The sequence below is a fragment of the Anaerocolumna sp. genome (assembly GCF_032079385.1).
Classification (GTDB): Bacteria; Bacillota; Clostridia; order Lachnospirales; family Lachnospiraceae; genus Anaerocolumna.
The window spans coordinates 34,419-54,182 of the sequence record NZ_DAMAUC010000006.1 but is presented as its reverse complement, the minus strand read 5'-3'; the positions used below and the strand labels follow the sequence as shown (position 1 = coordinate 54,182).

General features: G+C 35.4%; 18 protein-coding genes and 1 pseudogene. 1 reads left to right on the top strand and 18 read right to left on the bottom strand.

The window, feature by feature from the left end:
- Positions 1-82: 82 nt before the first annotated feature.
- Entirely contained in the window at positions 83-1,102 is a 1,020-nt protein-coding gene (locus RT261_RS06820) for a LacI family DNA-binding transcriptional regulator (protein ID WP_313131019.1), read from the top strand.
- A 259-nt stretch (positions 1,103-1,361) separates the two neighbouring features.
- Here the strand turns inward: RT261_RS06820 and RT261_RS20995 are convergent.
- The 18 genes and pseudogenes from RT261_RS20995 to RT261_RS06730 form a co-directional block, all read right to left on the bottom strand.
- Positions 1,362-3,104 (bottom strand): annotated as a pseudogene (locus RT261_RS20995) (acetyl-CoA carboxylase carboxyltransferase subunit alpha).
- A 111-nt stretch (positions 3,105-3,215) separates the two neighbouring features.
- Positions 3,216-4,559 (bottom strand): acetyl-CoA carboxylase biotin carboxylase subunit, encoded by a 1,344-nt coding sequence (locus tag RT261_RS06810; RefSeq protein ID WP_313131017.1) that lies wholly within the window; start codon positions 4,557-4,559, stop codon positions 3,216-3,218.
- A gap of 43 nt (positions 4,560-4,602) precedes the next feature.
- On the bottom strand, positions 4,603-5,025 hold the full coding sequence (gene fabZ, locus RT261_RS06805) for a 3-hydroxyacyl-ACP dehydratase FabZ (RefSeq protein ID WP_313131015.1): 423 nt from the start codon (positions 5,023-5,025) through the stop codon (positions 4,603-4,605).
- Between the two features lie 15 nt (positions 5,026-5,040).
- Entirely contained in the window at positions 5,041-5,475 is a 435-nt protein-coding gene (accB, locus tag RT261_RS06800; protein ID WP_313131013.1) for an acetyl-CoA carboxylase biotin carboxyl carrier protein, read from the bottom strand.
- Positions 5,476-5,488: 13 nt separating this feature from the next.
- Positions 5,489-6,724: a beta-ketoacyl-ACP synthase II gene (fabF, locus tag RT261_RS06795; protein ID WP_313131011.1), complete on the bottom strand. Its 1,236-nt coding sequence runs from the start codon at positions 6,722-6,724 to the stop codon at positions 5,489-5,491.
- Between the two features lie 248 nt (positions 6,725-6,972).
- Positions 6,973-7,713 (bottom strand): 3-oxoacyl-[acyl-carrier-protein] reductase, encoded by a 741-nt coding sequence (fabG, locus tag RT261_RS06790; RefSeq protein ID WP_313131009.1) that lies wholly within the window; start codon positions 7,711-7,713, stop codon positions 6,973-6,975.
- Positions 7,707-8,633, bottom strand: coding sequence for an ACP S-malonyltransferase (gene fabD, locus RT261_RS06785; RefSeq protein ID WP_313131007.1), 927 nt, complete (start codon positions 8,631-8,633; stop codon positions 7,707-7,709). The genes fabG and fabD overlap by 7 nt, the downstream gene beginning before the upstream one ends.
- A 175-nt stretch (positions 8,634-8,808) precedes the next feature.
- Positions 8,809-9,765 (bottom strand): enoyl-[acyl-carrier-protein] reductase FabK, encoded by a 957-nt coding sequence (gene fabK, locus RT261_RS06780; protein ID WP_313131006.1) that lies wholly within the window; start codon positions 9,763-9,765, stop codon positions 8,809-8,811.
- Between the two features lie 101 nt (positions 9,766-9,866).
- Positions 9,867-10,097 (bottom strand): acyl carrier protein, encoded by a 231-nt coding sequence (gene acpP / locus RT261_RS06775; protein ID WP_313131004.1) that lies wholly within the window; start codon positions 10,095-10,097, stop codon positions 9,867-9,869.
- A 26-nt stretch (positions 10,098-10,123) separates the two neighbouring features.
- Positions 10,124-10,669 carry a hypothetical protein gene (locus RT261_RS06770; RefSeq protein ID WP_313131002.1) on the bottom strand — a complete coding sequence of 182 codons (546 nt, stop codon included), beginning with the start codon at positions 10,667-10,669 and terminating at the stop codon, positions 10,124-10,126.
- 42 nt (positions 10,670-10,711) lie between these two features.
- Positions 10,712-11,272 carry an RNA polymerase sigma factor gene (locus tag RT261_RS06765; RefSeq protein WP_313131000.1) on the bottom strand — a complete coding sequence of 187 codons (561 nt, stop codon included), beginning with the start codon at positions 11,270-11,272 and terminating at the stop codon, positions 10,712-10,714.
- 754 nt (positions 11,273-12,026) lie between these two features.
- Complete coding sequence (locus RT261_RS06760; RefSeq protein WP_313130998.1) at positions 12,027-13,520, bottom strand: putative glycoside hydrolase; 1,494 nt, start codon at positions 13,518-13,520, stop codon at positions 12,027-12,029.
- 451 nt (positions 13,521-13,971) lie between these two features.
- Complete coding sequence (locus RT261_RS06755; protein WP_313130996.1) at positions 13,972-14,478, bottom strand: SEC-C metal-binding domain-containing protein; 507 nt, start codon at positions 14,476-14,478, stop codon at positions 13,972-13,974.
- 628 nt (positions 14,479-15,106) lie between these two features.
- Positions 15,107-16,261 carry a tyrosine-type recombinase/integrase gene (locus tag RT261_RS06750; protein WP_313130993.1) on the bottom strand — a complete coding sequence of 385 codons (1,155 nt, stop codon included), beginning with the start codon at positions 16,259-16,261 and terminating at the stop codon, positions 15,107-15,109.
- A 93-nt stretch (positions 16,262-16,354) separates the two neighbouring features.
- Positions 16,355-16,561 carry a hypothetical protein gene (locus tag RT261_RS06745; protein ID WP_313130991.1) on the bottom strand — a complete coding sequence of 69 codons (207 nt, stop codon included), beginning with the start codon at positions 16,559-16,561 and terminating at the stop codon, positions 16,355-16,357.
- Between the two features lie 122 nt (positions 16,562-16,683).
- Positions 16,684-16,809 (bottom strand): hypothetical protein, encoded by a 126-nt coding sequence (locus RT261_RS06740; RefSeq protein WP_313130989.1) that lies wholly within the window; start codon positions 16,807-16,809, stop codon positions 16,684-16,686.
- A gap of 12 nt (positions 16,810-16,821) precedes the next feature.
- Complete coding sequence (locus tag RT261_RS06735; protein ID WP_313130987.1) at positions 16,822-17,694, bottom strand: DNA adenine methylase; 873 nt, start codon at positions 17,692-17,694, stop codon at positions 16,822-16,824.
- Entirely contained in the window at positions 17,694-19,406 is a 1,713-nt protein-coding gene (locus RT261_RS06730; RefSeq protein WP_313130985.1) for a DUF927 domain-containing protein, read from the bottom strand. Before RT261_RS06730 ends, RT261_RS06735 begins: the two co-directional genes overlap by 1 nt.
- Positions 19,407-19,764: the final 358 nt, after the last annotated feature.

Sequence of the window (19,764 nt, the reverse complement as noted above, 5' to 3'; positions counted from 1 at the left end):
AAAATTATTATAAATATAATCTATGTAATTTATTATAGTTCGCTCATATATATTTAGATTAACGTTAAACTTGGAGGTACCTATGGTCACACTAAAAGACATAGCTGCGGAAGCTGGTGTAAGCATTATGACAGTATCAAATGTAATTAATGGTAAAACAGCTAAAGTTTCAGAAGAAAACAGAAGAAAAATCAATGAGCTTATTGAAAAATATCACTATGTTCCCAATCTTTCAGCAAGGAGCCTTTCAGCCAAGTCCTCCAAAATTATTGGAGTCATCATACCTACTTTTGATACAGAAAATAATATATTTACCAATCCTTACATTAGTGAATTATTCGGAGTCATAGAACATGCCGTAAGAAAAGAGCAGTACTACACCATGGTTTTGTCCGTAAAAACCGCCAATGATATTACAACTGCCCTGAAGAACTGGAACGTGGATGGTGCTATATTTTTGATGCCCCATTATGATAAAATAGTTGATAAAATTCAGAAAGAAAGCCGAACTCCAATGGTTTTCATAGACAGTTATTCTACAAATAAATCTATTATGAAAGTAACCTTAAATGATTTTAAAGGTGGGTATATTGCAACTAAATATTTGATAGCCAATGGTCATAAGAAAATTGCCTATGCCGGTTCCTGTTATCCGGATAATACCATTATGCTCCAAAGGCTTGGGGGATATAAAAAGGCTTTAGAGGAAGCCGGCATCCCCTTTGATGAACAAAGAATCATCTGTGCAAATGCCAACTACGAAGGTGGTCTTAAGGCAGGGAGAGATATCAGCAACCATCACTATGATGTTACCGCCGTATTCTCTGCAGCAGATATTATGGCAATTGGTATTATGGAAAGCTGCAAACTAAATGGTCTGATCATTCCAAATGACTTATCTATCATTGGTTATGATAATTTAATGCCCAGCCTCTACGTTTCTCCAAAATTAACTACCATCTCTCAGAATATTTTATTAAAAGGTGAAACTGCGGTGGAGCTGCTTATGGATTCCATGAAAAGTGAAGGAGAACATATTAAATCAGCTACTTTAGATGTGGAGATTGTTGAAAGACAATCGGTGCAAAAATATATCAGTTAAAGATAATGATACATTCTGGGTATAATGAGATGAAAAATATCTTCACACCGGAAAGATTAGAGAATAAAACCCACTGAAACTTCATTGTAATAGCCTTCATTATTTTGAAATGCCACAAAACGAGAAGAATCACCCTCTACCTAAATAAAAAAGAGTTGCTGTAAAATATAAATTATCCTACTGAAAGATAATTCATTAAAGTCTAATTCTATGCCCGAATCTCAGCTTTAGAATGACACTTTTGCAGCAACTCTCTGTATTACATATTTCGAAATCTTTCATAGCGTTCCGCTATAATTTCTTCCTTTGTTTTTTCATTATATCGTTTTACAAATTCGATTATTTTTTCTCTCATAGTTTCCGCAACCGTGTGAATATTATCAACACATAAGGGTTCTATCTCCGGAATTACATGTTCAATAATATCCATATTCTTTAAGTCATCTGCAGTAATTTTCATTACTTCTGCTGCTTCATCGGCTCTTTTACTGTCCTTCCATAGTATAGAGGCAAAACCTTCCGGTGAGAGAATGGAATAGGTAGAATTCTCAAGCATCCAGACTTCATCAGCTACTCCTAAAGCAAGGGCGCCGCCACTACCCCCTTCACCAATTACAATAGCTAAAATAGGTACTTTTAATCCGGACATTTCAAAGAGATTTCTTGCAATAGCCTCTCCCTGTCCTCTTTCTTCTGCTTCTATGCCGCAAAAGGCACCCGGTGTATCAATAAAGCATATAACAGGACGATTGAATTTTTCTGCCTGCTTCATTAAACGAAGGGCTTTACGGTATCCCTCGGGACATGGCATTCCATAATTTCTTTTCTTATTTTCTTTCAGATTGCGTCCTTTTTGCTGTCCGATTACAGTAAATGAAATATCCTCTATGGCTGCAAGCCCGCCCACAACCGCACCATCGTCACGGCATAAACGATCTCCATGTAACTCCATAAATTTATTAAATATGGCACCGATATAGTCAAGACTGGTTGGGCGTTCTTGTCCTCTGGCTATTTGAACACGGTCCCATGCTGTTAACTCATTTGCCATAATAACCTCTATTCCGGCGCTTCAGCGCCATTAATAATAACTGTGATTTGTGTATAACACAAATTGTTGGTTGAAAAACTTTGTTTTTACATACCTTCGCTTCCAGTGCTTTAACGCTTTTTAGCTTTTAATTAGAATTGACAAGGTCTGTTTTAATTTACTTCTCTTTACAATTTTATCAATAAATCCATGCTCTAATAAGAATTCCGCTCTTTGAAACCCTTCCGGAAGTTTTTGCCCTATGGTTTGTTCAATCACTCTAGGTCCTGCAAAGCCAATAAGCGCTCCCGGTTCAGCCAGGATAATATCCCCCAGCATTGCAAAACTTGCCATAACGCCTCCTGTTGTAGGATCGGTTAATACGGGTACATATAAAAGTCCTGCTTCATCGTGTTTTTTAAGAGCTTGGGAAGTTTTGGCCATTTGCATAAGAGATACGATTCCTTCTTGCATTCTGGCTCCACCGGAACAACAGAATAGAATTAAGGGAAGTTTCTTTTCGGTAGCTCCTTCAATTAAACCGGTTATCTTCTCTCCAACTACTTTCCCCATACTTCCCATTAAGAAATCAGAGGACATAACACCTATGGCTACATCTGTTCCATTAATAGCTCCAATGCCGGTTATGACTGCTTCGTCCAGATTCGTTACCGTTTTTACATGTTCTAACTTCTGTTTATATCCCGGGAAGTTTAAAGGATCACTGATTGGCAATTCCACATTCCATTCTATAAAACTTCCTTTATCCAATACCATACTTAATCTTTCTCTGGGCGTTATTCTAAAGTAGCTCCCGCAGTTTGGACATATATAATAGTTGGAGACAACATCTTCTGCATACAGAATTTCGTTACATTTTACACATTTTTGAAATAAACCATCCGGTATTTGGGCTGAATCAAGCATCTTTTTTGACTGGGAAGATGTCTTTTTAAACATATCTTTTAACATGATTTCACTCCATTCTACTCATGTTTTATTTACTGCCTAATTACATTTTACTTCGGTTTAGGATTTCATTCATTTCCTTAAACACTGGGAATAACCCTTCATTTTAATGCATTACTTTTTCAATAATCTTTCAATAAATCCGGTATCTATGTTTCCTTCTCTAAAGTCCTTATTATTAATTAACTGATACTGAAAATCTATGTTTGTATCGATTCCCTCCATAACCAGTTCTCCTAATACACCACGCATCTTAGCTATGGCCTCTTCCCGATTGGAATCATGAACCATGACTTTAGCAATTAGCGAATCATAGGTTGCTGGAATGTTATATCCGGTATATAAGGCAGTATCAATACGAACGCCTTTACCGCCAGGCATATGAAATCCAGTAACTAACCCCGGTGAAGGTGTGAAATTCTTATAGGGATTTTCTGCATTGATTCTGCATTCAATTGCATGGCCTTGTATTTTAATATCTTCTTGCTTATAAGAAAGTTTTTCGCCATCGGCAATCTTAATTTGTTCTTTTATTAAATCAATTCCGGTAACCAGCTCTGTAACACCGTGTTCAACCTGGATTCTTGTATTCATCTCAATAAAGTAATAATGATTATTATCATCCAATAAAAATTCAATGGTACCTGCATTACAGTAATTAGCGGCTTTAGCAGCTTTTACAGCAGTTTCACCCATCTCTTTTCTAAGTCTGTCATCAATTGCAGGAGAAGGAGATTCTTCAATCATTTTTTGATGTCTTCTCTGTAAGGAACAATCTCTTTCCCCCAAATGTATTACATTTCCATAATTATCTGCTACTATTTGAAATTCTATATGTCTTGCCTTTGCAATATATTTTTCAATATACATAGTGTCATCACCAAAAGCATTTTTAGCTTCCTGCTTTGCTGTTTCAAAATGATGAACAAATTCTTCTTCTGATGTAACGATTCGCATGCCTTTACCACCGCCGCCGGCAGAAGCTTTGATCATAACTGGATATCCCATTTTGTCTGCAATCTCTTTACCATCTTTAGGAGAATAAACAGCTTCCTTGGTGCCTGGCACCACTGGTACACCTGCTTCCATCATGGTTTTTCTTGCTTCCGATTTGTTGCCCATCTTATCGATGACTTCACCGGTGGGACCAATGAAGGTAATGTTGCATTTTTGGCACAAATCTGCGAATTTACTATTTTCAGATAGAAAACCGAAACCGGGATGAATGGCATCTGCACCGGTTGCATAGGCTGCACTTAGAATACGGTCCATTCTTAAATAACTATCTTTGGCAGGAGTTGCTCCAACACACACGGTTTCATCTGCTAACTGAGCATGAAGGGCATCTTTATCCGCCTCCGAGCAAATAGCTACAGTGCCGATACCCATTTCTCTGCAGGCACGAATGATACGAACCGCTATTTCCCCTCGGTTGGCTATTAATACTTTCTTAATCATATACTATCCTCGATTCCTGCGCATTAGCGCCTTTTAATACCAATTACGCTATAGCAAAGACTAATTCTGCTTCAGCAAATATCTTATTTTCGTCATAAGCCTTAGCACTTGCAACCCCTATATTCCCTTTTTGCTTAATCAGTTCTACCTCTAGAGTTAATACGTCTCCCGGTACAATTTTATTCTTGAATTTTGCTTTATTAATTCCCCCAAAGTAAGCATTTTTGCCTTTATTGGCTTCCACAGATAAACAAATAACGGCTCCTACCTGAGATAATGCTTCAATAATAAGTACACCCGGCATAACCGGTTCATCAGGGAAATGGCCTGTAAAAAATGGTTCATTGTAAGTAACACATTTTCTGCCTACGGCTCGTTTACCAGGCTCTAATTCATCAATTCGGTCAATCAGCAAAAACGGACTTCTTTGTGGGATTATTTTTTGTATATCCATTACATTTAACATATATTTTTCTCCAATCTACAGCGGTTTTAAGCTGACTAAAGGTTGGCCATATTCAATCATATCTTTATTCTTTACTAAGATTTCTTCCACTACGCCATCATACTCCGATTCAATTTCATTCATTAATTTCATAGCTTCCACAATACCAATAATCTGACCTTTTTTTATTACATCGCCCACAGCTATATAAGGTTCACTTCCTTCTGATTTTGCTGTATAGAAGCTGCCTACCATAGGGGAAGATATCACCAGGTTATTGGCTTTGCATGAGCTTTCCGGTTGTTTTACCTCGAGGTTATTTTGTACCGATATATTTTCCGGAGTATCACGATTTACTTCGTTGTGATTAATCTGCAAAGATAATCTGCTGCCCTCTTCTTCATATTCAAAAGAAGTCAGATTTGATTCGGATACCGTTTTTATTAACTTGATTATATTCTCCATTTCCATAGTTAATTTCCTCCTAACCAACATACTTCTTAACTAATAAGCTTCCGTTATGCCCGCCAAAACCTAAAGAGTTGCTGATGGCATAATTCACTTCTTTTCCAGTTTCCGGTTCTTTCGTATAATTCAAATCCAGTTCTTCATCAGGAATCTGGTATCCAACGGTAGCATGGATATAATTTTCCATAACAGATTTGATACAGGTAATGAATTCTACAGCACCTGCGGCACCTAATAAATGTCCTGTCATGGATTTGGTCGAATTCACATTTAATTTATAGGCATGATCACCAAAGGCTTTCTTGATTGCTCTTGTTTCAAATAAATCGTTATGATGCGTACTTGTTCCATGAGCATTTATATAATTAACATCTTCCGGTTTAATACCTGCTTCATTAATTGCAAATAGCATTGCTCTTGCTGCACCGTCTCCGTCATCAGATGGAGATGTAATATGATAAGCATCGCAAGTTGCGCCATAGCCCACAAGTTCTGCTAGAATGTCAGCACCTCTTGCTACCGCATGTTCATAAGATTCCAATACCACTACGCCGGCGCCTTCACCCATAACAAATCCGCTTCGTTCTTTGTCAAAAGGAATGGAAGCTCTGGTTGGATCTGTTGCCGAAGTAAGGGCAGTTAAAGAACTAAATCCTGCTATTCCAAGGGGAGTGATGGCAGCTTCCGTACCGCCTGCAATCATTACATCCGCTTCATTACATTGAATATAGCGGTATGCATCTCCTATAGAATGAGTTCCTGTTGCACAAGCAGTTACAATGTTGGTGCATTTTCCTCTTAAACCATATGTTATAGCAACATTTCCGGCAGCCATATTAGAAATCATCATAGGTACTAAAAGTGTAGAAACTCTCCTAGGGCCTTTTTCCAATAATTTTTCATGGTCTTTTTCAATCGCCTGAAGACTTCCGATGCCGGAACCTACAGATACACCGATTCTTGTGGTGTCTTCTTTTTCTAAATCTAATTTCGCAGCTGCAATGGCCTGGCCGGCAGCTGCTACAGCAAACTGTGAGAATTTTTCCATTCTCTTTGCTGCTTTGGGATCCATGTATTGTGTAGGGTCAAAATCCTCCACCTGAGCGGCTAATTTTACTTTATATTCTGTTGTATCAAAATAAGTTAATGGCTTAATAGCTACCTTTTCTGCTTTAATGTTATTCCAAAATGTATCAATATCATTACCAATGGGAGAAATAATTCCCATACCTGTGATTACTACTCTTTTCATACTTTTACCCTCTTCCTGTTACATCTGCTGCAGTACAATACTATTTTACAGATGTGATACTGCCACCAAAAATAAGCTGAAAAAATCTTTTTGTGGCATTTTCTTATTTTTATTTTCCTTCAACCCACCAAATATAATCCGCTTAAACATCTCATTATGGAGGAAAATGTCCTTGGAAAGGTATAGCCCTCTATCTATGGAGCTGCTTTTCTCACTATTGCTTTCCTTCATATGTAGAACCCACTGCCCTACATTCCAAGACCGCCATCTACCTGAATAATCTGACCGGTTATATAAGATGCTTTGTCTGAAGCTAAAAACGCAATGGTTTCAGCGATATCCTCTACTTCTCCTAATCTTCTTAATGGTATCAATCCGGTTATCTTTTCTTTTAATTCATCCTTTAATACTGCTGTCATATCAGTATTAATATAGCCGGGAGCCACTGCGTTAACAGTAATTCCTCTGGAGCCTAACTCCTTAGCTAAGGATTTGGTTATACCGATAACCCCTGCTTTTGCAGCGCAGTAATTTGCCTGACCGGGATTACCAACTACACCGGATATAGAAGATATATTAATAATTCTGCCTTCTTTTTGTTTTAACATAATACGGGAGGCCTGTTTTAAACAATTGAATACACCTTTTAAATTAGTATTAATGACCGCATCAAATTCTTCCTCTGACATTTTCAAAATCAGATTATCCCTTGTAATTCCTGCATTATTTACTAAGATATCAATTCTTCCAAACTCCTTTGTAATGTCTGCAAACATTGTTTTTACCATATCAAAGTCAGCAACATCTGCCTGATATGCCACCGCAGTGCCTCCATTTTCTTTGATTTGATTTACTATTTCATCTGCTTTCTCCTTTGAGCCGCAGTAATTTACAACCACAATGGCACCATATCCTGCAAGGGTGAGAGCAATCGCCTTTCCGATTCCTCTGCTGGCACCGGTTACCAAAGCCACTTTATTCTTTAACATGATGGTACCTCCTGTAACTTCTCCAAATCACTTGTTTTTTCAATATTAATTACTTTACATGTTTTATCTATTTTTCTTACAAAGCCGGACAGGGTTTTTCCTGGACCAATTTCTATAAAGGTATCTACTCCATCCGCAATCATATTTTCAACGCTTTGCTGCCATTTTACAGATGAATAAACCTGTTTTCCTAAAAGTTTCTTTATGTTTTGATTATCCTTTATATATTCTGCATTTACATTTGCAACATAAGGTATAATGGGATTATGGATGGTAACTTCACTTAATACTTCATATAACTGTTCTCCTGCTCTCTTTAGCATAGGAGAATGAAAAGGTCCGCTTACATTAAGAGGGAGTACTCGTTTGGCTCCCTTTTCCTTTAATGCCTGACTTGCTTTTTCTACTGCCTCTTTCTCACCAGAAATTACCGTCTGACCAGGGCAATTATAATTTGCAACGATTACAGTTCCTTCTGTCTCTTCACATACCTTTTCAATGGTCTCATTATCTAAGCCAAGAACGGCTGCCATGCCGCCAATTCCAGGTTTTACAGCATCCTGCATTAACTTTCCTCTTTGGCGGACTACTTTAATTCCTTCTTCAAAAGTTATAGCACTGCTTGCCATCATGGCAGGATATTCACCAAGGCTTAACCCTGCACAAACATCCGGTTTAATACCTGATTTATTTACTTGCAGCAACATTGCCATACAAGTGGTGACCATAGCAATCTGTGTATATTCCGTTATGTTAATATTTTCATTTTCCTCAAAGCAAAGGGCTGCTATATCCATTCCTAATATGCTAGAGGCTTTTTCATATATTCCCTTGGAATCTTCAAAACTATCGTAAAAATCTTTTCCCATACCAACATATTGCGCCCCTTGGCCTGGAAAGATAAAAGCGATTTTTCCCATACTTATATTCTCCCTTAAGTTGTTTTCATATTTATGTCATTCCAGACGATGTTGAGTTAACTTCAACTAGAACAGATTATTTGATAATTATCTTATTCTTTCACATCCAACTTTTATAAAGATGTTTAGAATAATATTATAAAAAGAATTTAATGATTCTGCCCAGTCTCATTGACTAATTTATTTTTAAGAGTTTATCTGCCTCTTCTATTATTTCACTAATAATTTCTTTACAGGACTGTTCTTTGGATATCAGTCCGGCAATTTGCCCTGCCATAACGGAGCCGTTATTAATATCGCCTTCCATAACCGCTTTTCTTAAAGAACCAAGAGTTAAAAGCTCTAATTCTTCAAAGCTTTTTCCCTCTTGTTCTAACTTAGTATATTGTCTTGTCATCTGGTTCCTTATGGAACGTACCGGATGACCTGTAGATCTGCCAGTTACCGTTGAATCGATATCTTTGGACTGGATAAGACGTTTTTTATAATTAGAATGAACAATGGATTCATGGGAAACTACAAATCTGGTCCCGATTTGCCCTGCCTCCGCACCTAACATAAATACGGCTGCAAGACCCCTTCCATCACCAATTCCGCCGGCTGCAATAACCGGAATGCTCACTGCATCCACGATTTGAGGGATTAAAGCCATAGTGGTTAATTCTCCAATATGACCTCCTGCTTCACAACCTTCTGCTACTACAGCGTCTGCTCCATGCTTCTCCATTCTTTTTGCTAAGGCAACGGAAGCTATCACAGGAATTACTTTTATTCCTGCTTCTTTCCACATAGGAATGTATTTTTCAGGATTTCCTGCACCGGTTGTAACTACGGCTACTTTTTCTTCTACCACTAAGTTAGCGATTTCAGAAGCATAAGGGCTAAGAAGCATAATATTTACACCAAAAGGCTTATCCGTTAATGCTTTTGCTTTTCTAATTTCTTCTCTTACCGCTTCCACAGGTGCATTTCCGGCTGCAATAATTCCTAACCCTCCTGCATTGGATACACCGGCAGCTAAATGATGTTCAGCAACCCATGCCATACCCCCTTGGATAATTGGGTATTCAATATTTAATAATTCACTAATACGTGTCTTCATTCTACATCCTCTATTCCTTATCTGATTCATATAACAATTCCTAATATAGCTTAGTAAGATTCTGCCTTTTTAGGCTCAGAACGACAATAAGATTAATACCTCTGTTATTGAAGTTCAGAATAACAGTATAATTACTCGATTCCTTTTTCTTTTAAGTAATTAACTACTTCTTCCACCGTATTAATAGAGGCCAGATCTTCAGATGGAATTTCAATATCATATTCTTCCTCCAGTGCCATTACTAACTCAAATAAGTCTAAAGAATCCGCCCCTAAATCCTCTTTAAAAGAAGCTGCAAGTGTAACTGCGCTTTCCTCCACGTTTAATTGTTCTGCAATAATTGATTTAATTTTTTCTAACATTTTTCTTTTTTCTCCTTTACATTCTTTTAATAGATTACTTGTATACTCTTTTTCAATAACTTTATTCCGCTTTTATGGCGCTTTATTAGTATGATTATTATGCTTAAAATTACTACAAATGTGGCTGCAATCCCTGAAATAACCTTTGTTAAATTCCGGATATTCTTTTTAAATATACCAATATTTAATCCACGAGTATCTAGATTATCCGGTGCCTTATCCTCTTTTTGTATGCTATCAACATCTGCATTGTAATAATCCATATGGCTTACTTCCCCATCCATTATGATCTTATTACCAGGTTCCACTATGTTACTGTCTTCTGTTTCAAAGTCATTATTATCTGATTCCATTTTGTCCTGTTCTATTTGCTTTTCACACTCATTTTTGATGGAAAGAGCTTGAAGGAAAGAACTGCCATACTGTTGTTTTGCTATCTTTTTTAATATTTTACCAAGAAAGGAAAGAATGCCTTTTTTCAAATCTTTTTTCAGATCTTTTTCCATGTAATTATCTTCTAATAATTCAGGATCTAATTGCCCAATCATATTAATTAATAATATTTCATTCATATTAACCTCCATTCCGGCGCTTTAACGCCTTATTAAAGCACTCTAATATTTCTCTTTATCGAATTCTTTTTTCATCTTTGTTCTTAATCTTGATAATCTGCTATCTACTGCAGTAACCGTCATTTTCGTGCCTTTTGCAATATCTTTTGAAGATTGCAGATAAAAATATTTACGTATCACCAGCTCTTTATCTGTTTCTTTTAAACCACTGATCACGCTGCTCAATTGTTTCACATTTTCCTTACTAAATACCTTCCCCTCAACACTTTGACTATTATCAATATAATATTTCGCAATATCAGAAATATCATCTGGAAACTCACTTTCTTCTCGTCTGCTTAGATCACGAAGCTTATTAATAGCTGTATTACGTAAGATTACTTTCAAGTATGTTTTTAATGAAGCCTTTTCCATATCATATCGTTCTATATGATTCCAAACTTTTAAATAGGTATCATTAACACATTCCTCTATATCTCTTGAACGACTACCAAGTATGCTCTTTGCTATATGTATCAACAGCTTTTCATACTTGTCAGCTAGTTTAGATAAACCTAATTCATTCTTATCATAAATTAAGTCTATAATGGCCTCATCCTTCAAGTTTAAGCCTCCTTCCTAAACACTCAATTACTTATACACGTAAATTTAGACTTTCTTGCAAAAAACTTTTAAAAATTAATTTGAAATTCAAAGTATATTTTATTCTACTGATTTTATAGCTATATTGTAATAATTTAAATATATAATTTGTGGTAGTTTTTTTAAATTTTTCCATTCTCATTTTTACTATTATGTACTTATGTATGGCTTCAAGTCAATATCTTTTTATGGTTTTCTAAGTGAATATCAAGACTTCATATGTCATGACAACAGCAGAATAAAGGTAAAATAAGTAAAAGGCTGTCACAAATTTATCACTCTCAAGCGAATTCAGCATGGCAGAATTCCAGGGTCCTATCTCACTTTTTTAACGAGATTCTTCACTTGGAATTCGGCTGTACTGAATTGTAATTAGAATGACAGTTTTGTAACAACCTTTTGGTTTGTTAATATTACTTTTACTATTTCTTATATCTATTAACTATATATTTTATTTCTTATATCTATTATTTGTCTATTATCTACTTATCTATCCATTTATCCATTATCTATCTATTTATCTATTATCTACTTATCTATCCGTTTATCCATTATCTATCTATTATCTGTCTATCTATCATTTATCCATTATCTATCTATTATCTATCCATTATCTATCTATTACCTATCTATTATCTATCCATTATCTATCCATTATCTATCTATTACCTATCTATTATCTATTTTCTTATACTAATTTATTTCATGTCTCATGCTAATTCTTTGCCAGACCGCCTTTTGTATAATTATTATTTCCGTTCCATAAAATCCATTCTTCGTATCCGGCATCATTTACTGCTTTAATCTGTTCTTTGATTTCCTCCGGTCCATAGGATTTATGATGTTTTAACCAAACGGCAGTAAAATCCTGAAGCCATGAACGGACAACTGCTTTCTGATTTCCTTCTTTGATCTGGCTCAATTGCTCCTCCGACTTTTGCAGTGCCTGTAATATCAGATTATAAGGCTCTAAATCCGGATGTGCAATTCCATATGCACCATCCGCATAGTGTGAAGGGTAAATCATAGGACAAATATAGTCCAAGTATTTAGACATCTGTATATAATCTTGTCCAACTATATTAGCATCTACTTCGCTATCTATAATAGCACCATAAACATCGGCGGAAACATAAACCCCCTGAGGCTTTAACTGTTCGGAAGCATATTTTGTAAATTCATTAATTGCATCAATTTTCGTTTTATCTTTAGCTTCTTCACCAAAATCCACTTGTTTCATACCTGAGTCTGTTGAAAAACGAATATAGTCAAATTGAATCTCATCAAATCCTAATTTAACCGCTTCTCCTGCCACGGCTATCAGATAATCCCAAACTTCTTTCTTGTAAGGATTTACCCAGCTAAGTCCATCTTTATCTTTAAAGACGGATCCATCTTTCTTTTTTAAACTAAGTTCTGGTTTGCCTTTTGCAAGGATAGGATCTTTAAAGGCAACAATTCTGGCTATTAAATAAATATCCTTTTCCTTTAACTCCTTAATCAGTTCTTCCATATCCCTGATATATTTAACTGGAGCGCCAATCTCCTGAACAATATCTAAATCCATGTTATAAGTAATTTCACCGCTGTCATTTTTAATATCAATTACCATGGCATTTAGTTCTGTAGTATCAACTAATTTTATTAATTCTTTCATATAAGTTTCATTGCCTGCTCTTGGCCCGGTAACATAGATTCCCTTTACTTTTACAGGAATTCTGTTATCCACAAAGTTTGGCATGAAAGGCTCTTCCTGTATTGCATCTTTCTTCTTGCCGGCAGATGCCATGGTGTCTTCCGCTTCTTCCTCTTCCGTTAAGGGATCATTCTCATTTGTATTGTTATTACCGACAGGACTATTCTGAGTATTATCAGCAGGATTCACTGACTGGCTGCTGTTTTGCGCAGCTTCTTTAGAACCGGCAATATCTTCCTGAGTTTTTCCATCTTCCGTTTTATTTTCATCTATATCTTTGTTTATTTCTGATTTTTTATTCTTTTTTCCAAACAAATCCTGATAGGAATCAGACGATACTTTATTCGTTATATAGAAAGCCAAAAAACCGAGGCCGATTGCAATTATCAAAATTAAAAGAATGTATAGAAAATTTGGCCTTCTGCCCCTTCTTCCATATCCTCGCCTTCCTCTTCTTTTGTTTTTTCCACTATAGGGATTATTATAATTCAGATACATATCTTTTTTTCTCATTCTCGTCTCCTATTTGCTATTCCTTTTGTGTCATCTCCTATTACAAATTGTTTTCTTCACGAGTGTTTATTATGTAAATAAAATAGGATATGTAAATATTATGGTTAATTAAAAAATAATCATTCAATAAATTTTAATCTTCAATTATTTTTGATAATTCTTATAAATAAATTAAGGATATTTTATGATGGTACTTAGTATAACATAATTTCATACTGAGTTCTACTTTAATTAGACATTACGCACAATGGGGAATACAGAATTCACAGATTATTAGTAATAATAGAGAGATAAATGCTTGAGATAAAATCCGTAATTCTGAAAGTAAAAAACAGCTATGTCAAATTCCATGCCAGAATAACTCTATCTTATAATAAAATTCTTCCTTTATAGTTCAACATAGCTGTATTTATGTTCAAAAGCCAGTTTTGCACTGCCTGTTATCACATTCTTATTGGTTTGCACCGCAACATTTTTTATATTTTTTACCGCTGCCACATGGACATGGATCATTTCTTCCGATTTTCTTTTCTTTAATTACAGTACCGGATAGTTTTGAATTACGGAATAATTCTTTTCTTTTTTCTTCAGGCAAAAGGTTGTCCCAGGCCGGTATTTCATATAACCAGTCTGCTTTTGCTCCTACCATATTAAAATATAATTTTTCAAGATCAAAGCCTAAGTTAACTTTTGTAGAAGCTTCCATTTCCTCAATTGGATTTGGATTTTTTAAGCTATCGTTAATACCATCAAGAAAACCTACCATAATTGATAGATCTGTGTTATATTTTGCAGCTAATTCTTCTACAGTTCCTTCTACTACAGTATTAGGTTCTTCTAAAAGTTGTTCATAGATGCCTTTCTCAATGTTAAAATAACTAGCCCAAAATAGTTGGTCTTCTCTTGGTGTCTTTTCCTGTTCGTAAGCAACTGCTCTCCACTCTTGTAATAAGCTCATTTTGGTTCATCCTTTCTGTTTATCTCTTTCGTCAAAGCAGATATGTTCTATCCGCTAAATCTTTAATTTTCATCGGATATAATGTTTCACATTTTAATAACTTAACATGGCTTGAAAGCTATGTCAAGTAGTTCATTATTTTTTAAAATTTAAGCTGCAAAAACTTATTTCGCTGTAAAAATATATTTATTTGAATAAATTACAATTTTCATTATAATCGATGTATAAAAATATGATACCCGTATCATACTATAGTTAATCTAATTCAAATAAAATTAGATTACACAAGATGCGTAATCTTATTCAATAATTGGATCCCCCCTCCAATTATGATCGTTTAAGCAAAAGAAAACTTTGTTAAACGATTGCGCAACCAACACCAAAGAAAAGTTAAATACTTATCCTCCCCTTTTTGATGAAACCCCCGTGGCAATGGTGTCATGGGGGTTTCATTCTTCATCTGAAACACCCTGTTTTCAAGGCTTCCAGACCTTTTCTGCATAAGTATTATCTATTAAAGAACGATAAAAATCTTTTCACTTGCAACTTTTTTGCAATTTTCGCAACTCTGATTATACCATACAGAATAATGAAAAACCACCCCAAATCATGAGGTGGCTGTCATTTTTTATATTATATTTGCTAATTTTTGCATCTCCTGCTCTTTTGTATTAGGCATTACATGAGCGTATAAATCCATTGTTTGTGATAGCTTACTATGCCCAAGTATCTTCTGCAATACTTTTGGTTGCATACCTTGTTCAATACATCTCGTAGCAAAGGAATGCCTCCAGTAATGTGGTGTGATGTGCTGAAATTCGTTTCCGTCTGCATTAATCGCATCAACAATTTTATTTACTTGTACTTTTAGACGGTCACGGTTCATAGGGTAGCCCGAGTCCGATGGAAACACTAAGTCCTCCATACCTTCCTTCGTTTTCCACTGTTCCCCCAGAAGAAGTCTCCTTTCAAACTGCTGCTTCTTATGCTCTCTCAGTAACTTATAAATATTATCAAGCATTGGGATCTCACGCTTACTTGACTTTGTTTTAGGAGGTTCTAAGCTGTACTCTTTGTTTAAATATACCAGTGTTTTTCTAACTCGTATTTCTTTTTTCTTAAAATCTACGTCTTTCCATTTAAGTCCTCTTAACTCTCCTGAACGCATTCCAGTAAACAAAGCTGTAATAACAAACGGATATATCCAACTATCTTTTGCATATTCAGTAAATAAGTTCTGCTCCTCTAATGTCATTACTCGAATAATTTCATCCTCGTCCTCCATCTTCGGAAGAGTTGCCAATGGAACAGGATTCTTTACAATATACTCATTTTTATATGCCTGCTTAAACATACCCGATACTACTGTAGCCGCTACCTCAATTGTTCCTCTGGAAAATTCTTCCCTCTTCAAGTCGTTATATATCCTCTGTATATGTATACCCTTAACATCTTTTAGCTTCATTTTTCCTATGTATGGCTTGATATATAACTTATATGCTCTAGTGTATACTTCTATTGTGCCTTTTTTGACCGTAACTTCCTTATAATCCCTAATCCAAATTGGAAACCAAGCATCCACAGTTAAACTAACTTTCTTTGCCGCTAGTCCATGTCTAACTTCGTACCTCAAATCATCAAGCATTTGTATACATGTTGTCAGATTTTTATCTGTAACAAAATATTTTTCTAGCTGATGTTGAAATCTGCCTAAGTAAAAATCGCCAGTCTTATCATAGTAAATTCCTTTTGGTAATTTTTTCCCATATTTGTCTAATGCCATATTAATGCCTCCTTAGTATTTTACTTTTATTTGATAATTATTCTAAAATTTGAGGTATGAGTATAACGCTCATACCTCATAAAAGCAAGGCAATTATGCGGCTACATTGTATAAATATTCTTGTACCCTCTGCAAATTCCAAATAATCCTCTTGCCTACTGTAATTTGGGCATTGGCTGCTTTTCCTACCTCAACCGCAGACTTCCTGCCAAGAGAAAGTATCTGCTGTAATTCCTCCGTATCTACTGCCAATTTGCGTGTCAAATCTATTTCATTGTAGTTTTTCGTAGTTTTATTCATTGTACTTCCTCCAATATTCATATTTAATCAAGGTAGCCTTGAACATTATAATGTCATCCTCCTCATATTTAGGATCTTCATTAATTCTTCTCGCATATTCAACAAAGTAATTACTCCATTTGCTAAACTTCATTTTTGTTATTAGCTTGAAACATCATACAATAACCTTGAGTTTTTCCACTCTTTCTCTCTACCGCTAAAGCAACTTCATAAATATTATTGCCTATATATTTAACTCCAAGACCCATATTCGTACCTCCCTATTTATCTGAATTTGTAAGTTCCTTTATGTCATAGTTTGTCCAAATCATTTCTGAAACCTTTGACTTTTGCATACCCTCTCCACCGATTCGCATGGTTCTGTACACTTCAGCAAATTTATATCTTTTCCACTTGTATTTATCTACAAGTACTTCATTATATAAAGTATTGTCATAGTTACTTATCATCATTTTAAAAGGAACATCCTTAATGGTATCCAGTAACAGCTTCTGCCCATCATATGTATTCAAATCAATTTTATAATGATCTTTTACACTACAGTTTTCCCCATAATAAGGTGGGTCGGCATAACAAAAGATATCTGTTCGCCCAGTTTCTTTTAATCGCTTCACAATATCAATTGCATTGTCATTCGTAACATTCACATTGGAAAGATAATCTGATAAATTCCACTTATTTATTAGCATAGTGGTAAATCTCTCCTGCTCCAGACCATTTTTTATGCCTTTGAATTTTTTCATCTGTCCATTCATACTCATAAGTAAGGCAGTCCACATATATCTTGCCCTTTCTATTTCATCTGGTATCTGCATGAGTTGTTCTCTGTCGGCAATTTTTCCCTTTGCTTCTAAAAAAGTTTTTTCAGTGTACTGCAACTCAAACATACTACGATACAAAACCTTAGATTTTTCTGGGTCGCAAAGAACCTTCAGTAAACAGTACACTCCTTTATCCAAATCGTTTGCATGAATTTTCATTCCATGTAAAGGTGCTTGAATAATATCGTTTGCCATACCAGTAAATAATGAATAATATTCCTTCACATCTTGGTAGTAAAAGAGCCGTGCCAGCTCTGCCGCTAGCAGAGCCTTAGCACCGACATAAGGTGAAATGGTTGGATATAATCTCATTATGCAACCTCCTTTACTTCATCCTCATTATTTTTGTTCTCCTTGTTCTCCTTGTTATCCTTGTCCTCCTTGTCCTCCTTGTCCTCCTTGTCCTCCTTGTCCTCCTTGTTATCCTTGTTATCCTCTTCAAGCTTAATAAGACCAACTACACGTGTACCACCATGATTTTTGGTATATTCAGATTTGTCTAATTTTTTAAGGTAGCCTTCCTCCTTAAATATTCGATAAATTTCTTTTACTGAAATATCATACTTAGATGCCATCTCTTTAACCATCTTACGAAATAGGGCGGATTTTATTAACATGACCACGTTTCCACGCTTTCCGTCTAGTATCTCTTCTTCTATTTCTTGTTCCTCTATAACTATTTTCTCTTCTTTTGTTTCCAGTTTCTCTTTTCGAATAATCCGTTCCCTAATCTCTTCGTATACCTCTTTTTTTATAATAGTTGCTGTCTGCTGACCTCTGGCAATTTCTATCTGCTCTTCAGCACCTTCTATAAGAAACTTCTCCATTGCATCTGTATTAAATCTAATGTTTGAAATTTTTTCAAAGAGCTTAGCTGTTAGAGTTAAGATTGCAAAGTTTTCACACAACCGTTGAACAACTCCCCCTTTGCTTGCATTTCCTTGTATTCTGGTAAGTTCCTCCGTGTACAGAGTCTGAATATTTTCTACACCTTCCTTTTGAATGATATGCTTTACAAAAAGTGGAGCCAGTAAACCATAGTTATTTCTATAATAATGCTGTATACTGTTACATTCTTCCGCACTATTGAATAATTCATTATCTTTTACCGTTATTTCTATCATTCTGCCAAAAGCACCCTCCAAATCTGGATTGCATCTCCCTAATATAGAAGATTCTGCTGTAAGCAGTATGCTTGTAGACCACTTCTCCGTTTCTACCACTTGGAAGTCCCTAGAATTATACCTTGCCTTATCAGAACCCATTGCCAGTTTATATATAAAGCCAGTAAAATCTTTGAGATTACTTAAGGATGTATCATCTATCAATACCCCTATCCCCCTCATACCATCCATTTGCTTTAACAAAGCATTTTCTGTTCCATTAAATGTCAAATTGATTTTTTCATAGTTTTCTGATGCAAAGGCACTTTCTGATAACTTAGCCACTGTTGTTTTTCCAGTAGAACTTTTTCCACAAAGGCTTATCACAATATTTTTATTAAGGATACAAGCTATAACACCTGAAAGTTGACTAATAAATGTAATCTGACGCTTCACGTTGCCAGCTAACCAACCCGATAACAAATCTACATCGATATCTCCCTTACTGGTAGGTAATTTATCGAATGGGTCAGAAACTACTTCCTTGCCGTCCATATCAATCATGACTTCTCCCAGATATCCGATAATCTCATCATTTCTGTACTGCCATCCCAAATTGTGAATACGTTGGGTCATAGGCAAATTATGATATTCCTTATCAAGTGTACTTATTGCTTCTGTAATTTGCACACCATTTAAGCTGTATCCGTAGTCTTTTAATTTCTTTATGTTAGATTCTAACTTAGACATTGGAAACTCGAATGGATACGTTATCTTATCCCCTTCTAAAATATGTAATCGAATGGTTTGATCCTGCTTCTTATTCTCAACCTTGCTTGCCACTACATAAACACCATCTGCTATTGTTAAAATTTTCTTCTGCATTTCTATGTATTTTTTCATATTTTTATTGTTCATCATAATTCCTCCTGTTTATTCCATTGTTTTTACTGTATCAAATTAACTAAAAAGATTATTTGTATGTGTTTTGCTTATGAAACTTATGAATACTCCATATATTGGAATTTCCATCCTAAACTCTCCACGCTAACGTCATGTGAAACTCACGCAGATGCAAACACCCTCAAAATAGGTGCTAACGTCTAGTATTTATTTATCAATGTACGCATACCAGTTACGTATTGGCATGTTTGCTAAATTTTGTAATATTTTTCTTACTCCTAGGTTAGTTAAGTAAGTTCTAAGTACCTATTCCTTACGATAATATAATCCCACAGGTACAAGCTTTACTCTATATTCCATTTATAACTTTATTCGT

What these genes read in the sequence shown, in the direction of transcription:
- RT261_RS06820 (WP_313131019.1), top strand. Translation starts at nt 83, where the DNA reads ATGGTCACACTAAAAGACATAGCTGCGGAAGCTGGTGTAAGCATTATG.
- RT261_RS06810 (WP_313131017.1), bottom strand. Translation starts at nt 4,559, where the DNA reads ATGATTAAGAAAGTATTAATAGCCAACCGAGGGGAAATAGCGGTTCGT.
- fabZ (WP_313131015.1), bottom strand. Translation starts at nt 5,025, where the DNA reads ATGTTAAATGTAATGGATATACAAAAAATAATCCCACAAAGAAGTCCG.
- accB (WP_313131013.1), bottom strand. Translation starts at nt 5,475, where the DNA reads ATGGAAATGGAGAATATAATCAAGTTAATAAAAACGGTATCCGAATCA.
- fabF (WP_313131011.1), bottom strand. Translation starts at nt 6,724, where the DNA reads ATGAAAAGAGTAGTAATCACAGGTATGGGAATTATTTCTCCCATTGGT.
- fabG (WP_313131009.1), bottom strand. Translation starts at nt 7,713, where the DNA reads ATGTTAAAGAATAAAGTGGCTTTGGTAACCGGTGCCAGCAGAGGAATC.
- fabD (WP_313131007.1), bottom strand. Translation starts at nt 8,633, where the DNA reads ATGGGAAAAATCGCTTTTATCTTTCCAGGCCAAGGGGCGCAATATGTT.
- fabK (WP_313131006.1), bottom strand. Translation starts at nt 9,765, where the DNA reads ATGAATCAGATAAGGAATAGAGGATGTAGAATGAAGACACGTATTAGT.
- acpP (WP_313131004.1), bottom strand. Translation starts at nt 10,097, where the DNA reads ATGTTAGAAAAAATTAAATCAATTATTGCAGAACAATTAAACGTGGAG.
- RT261_RS06770 (WP_313131002.1), bottom strand. Translation starts at nt 10,669, where the DNA reads ATGAATGAAATATTATTAATTAATATGATTGGGCAATTAGATCCTGAA.
- RT261_RS06760 (WP_313130998.1), bottom strand. Translation starts at nt 13,520, where the DNA reads ATGAGAAAAAAAGATATGTATCTGAATTATAATAATCCCTATAGTGGA.
- RT261_RS06755 (WP_313130996.1), bottom strand. Translation starts at nt 14,478, where the DNA reads ATGAGCTTATTACAAGAGTGGAGAGCAGTTGCTTACGAACAGGAAAAG.
- RT261_RS06750 (WP_313130993.1), bottom strand. Translation starts at nt 16,261, where the DNA reads ATGGCATTAGACAAATATGGGAAAAAATTACCAAAAGGAATTTACTAT.
- RT261_RS06745 (WP_313130991.1), bottom strand. Translation starts at nt 16,561, where the DNA reads ATGAATAAAACTACGAAAAACTACAATGAAATAGATTTGACACGCAAA.
- RT261_RS06740 (WP_313130989.1), bottom strand. Translation starts at nt 16,809, where the DNA reads ATGGGTCTTGGAGTTAAATATATAGGCAATAATATTTATGAAGTTGCT.
- RT261_RS06735 (WP_313130987.1), bottom strand. Translation starts at nt 17,694, where the DNA reads ATGAGATTATATCCAACCATTTCACCTTATGTCGGTGCTAAGGCTCTG.
- RT261_RS06730 (WP_313130985.1), bottom strand. Translation starts at nt 19,406, where the DNA reads ATGATGAACAATAAAAATATGAAAAAATACATAGAAATGCAGAAGAAA.